Source organism: Lactobacillus iners DSM 13335, from assembly GCF_000160875.1.
Lineage (GTDB): Bacteria > Bacillota > Bacilli > Lactobacillales > Lactobacillaceae > Lactobacillus > Lactobacillus iners.
Genome location: NZ_GG700807.1, coordinates 1 through 2,142 on the forward strand (window position 1 = coordinate 1; position 2,142 = coordinate 2,142).

The 2,142-nt window shown below is 33.3% G+C and carries 2 protein-coding genes; one reads left to right on the plus strand and one right to left on the minus strand.

Annotation, left to right across the window (positions count from 1 at the left end; all coding sequences use genetic code 11):
* Nucleotides 1-219: 219 nt before the first annotated feature.
* Nucleotides 220-735: an O-acetyl-ADP-ribose deacetylase gene (locus tag HMPREF0520_RS04330; RefSeq protein ID WP_006729705.1), complete on the plus strand. Its 516-nt coding sequence runs from the start codon at nucleotides 220-222 to the stop codon at nucleotides 733-735.
* Between the two features lie 236 nt (nucleotides 736-971).
* Here HMPREF0520_RS04330 and HMPREF0520_RS06285 read toward each other — a convergent pair whose 3' ends face one another.
* Nucleotides 972-1,985 (minus strand): ISNCY family transposase, encoded by a 1,014-nt coding sequence (locus HMPREF0520_RS06285; protein ID WP_338107199.1) that lies wholly within the window; start codon nucleotides 1,983-1,985, stop codon nucleotides 972-974.
* Nucleotides 1,986-2,142: the final 157 nt, after the last annotated feature.

Here is a 2,142-nt window from a genome sequence, read left to right on the forward strand (position 1 = left end):
ACTAATGCACTATTTCCAGTTGCAATTAATGTGATTGTCTAAATTTTAGATTAGGTTTGTTTTACAGCTTATTGGCAATTTTCTTGAGTAGGATAAATGATCTGTATAAAAATAATGGATGTACATGTATAATGTTTTTGTAAGATTATATCGGAGATAATTGTAACTTTATAAAGAAGAAGGTATAAATCTTCTTCTTTTTCATTAGGGGGAATAATTGTGAATTTGAGAGTTGTAAAAGAGGATATAACTAGACTAAAAGTTGATGCTATTGTTAATGCTGCTAATAAGACTCTATTAGGTGGTGGCGGCGTTGATGGTGCTATTCATCAGGCTGCGGGTCCTGAATTGAAAGAAGTTTGTAGGAAACTAAATGGTTGTATGACAGGTGAAGCTAAGATTACAGAGGCATTTAAATTGCCAGCTAAATATATTATTCATACAGTTGGTCCTATATACCCTTTTCATACAATTAGTGAAAATAAAAAACTTTTAAGTTCATGCTATATAAATAGTTTAAATATCGCTAAAGCCTATAAGTTAAAAAGTATAGCTTTTTCGTGTATTTCTACAGGTGTCTATAAATATCCAAAAAAGATAGCTGCCATGACTGCTATAGAAACATGTAGAAAATGGATTATAGATGAGAATTACGATATTGAAATAATTTTTTGCGTTTTTGATTCTGATAATTTTAATATTTATAATGATATTATAAACGCAAGTTTTAATTAATGTACTATATAAAAACATGCATTAAATGTTTAAATGCAGTGTCAATATTAAAGGAAAATGTCCTAAAAAATTATAAACATTAGGGGAACCTTTTTGTTCCGCTTTTTTCTTAAGCATATTGCTTTTTATTGTGTGCTCTTTCCTGCTTGCTGTTTGATAAATGATGCTTTCTTCCATGGGTGCGACATAGGCGGTTTGTGAGCTTTAGATTTTGGTTTTCGTGTCCTTTTCAGATCCTAATCAGGAGAGTACTTAACATTCTTTGGAATTTCTCTCATGAAGTAGATTTCATCGTCTACAGTAATGAAACGCTGCTTATCGAAGGCTTCAATTACCAAGCATTTGGTATGATTATTAAAACAAACTAAATTATTATTCTCATTAAAGTCTGGTACAAAAGTATTGAGCAGATAATCATTAGCGGTCTCAATATCATTTATTTGAGCAATTCTGAATTCTTGCTTGAGTCTGCCTTGGAAAGTCTGATTGGCTCTTTCAACCATGCCCTTGACCTGCGAGACGCTAGTAATTACTATTTCTGTCCCCAACTGCTTGCAAGCATAGCCCAACCGAGTCAGAACGTCCATGGTATCGTCTTTTTTATTTGAGCTGTTGTAGTTAAAGACAGTTCGGTTGTCGGTTTTGAAACGATAGGGAATCCCATAGTTTTCTAAAATTTGATAGAAGACGTGATAGTAGCCTTCAAGTGTTTCCTGCCAAGCAAACCAAGCATCCACAATAACCCCGGTGGCATTATTAATGTGATATGTACCCAGAATACTGGACACATATTTATGAACTAGGCTGAGATCAGCGGTTTGCTCGGTTTCGGTTTTAGCAGCTTCAGGATGCTTAAGCCTATATTTTGCCTTAGTGCGGTCTCTACGAGTAGCCTTTTGAATTTTAGGGGGGGAGTCAACTTCAGCTTGAGATAAGAGTTGATAAACAGTTGAATAATAAACATTAATTCCTTCAAATTCATTTAGGAATTGCGTAAAATGCATGAAATTAAAATCTTGATATTTAGTCTGGTATAAGGTTACAATTTTATTGTTGATTTCCGTGGAAAGACAATTGACGGGTTTGCGACCAGAGTTCCCATGAACAAAGGCCGCTTTTCCTTTCTCTTGATATTGTCTGATTCTTCTATTGAGCTGTCTTATAGGGATTCCAAGCTTTATAGCAGCTCTTTTCTTATTTCCATGATGATCAACTAATTCTTTAATAACTGCATATTGTTTTTTTGATATTTACACATAAGTAATATTCTCCTCATATGACCAAATCCTCCAATAGGATTCATCATAACCTAAATGGGACATAATACCTAAATAACAATTAGGACATTATCACTTATTAACCACAAAACATGCATTAAATGTTTAAATGCAGTTGACATCAAAATAT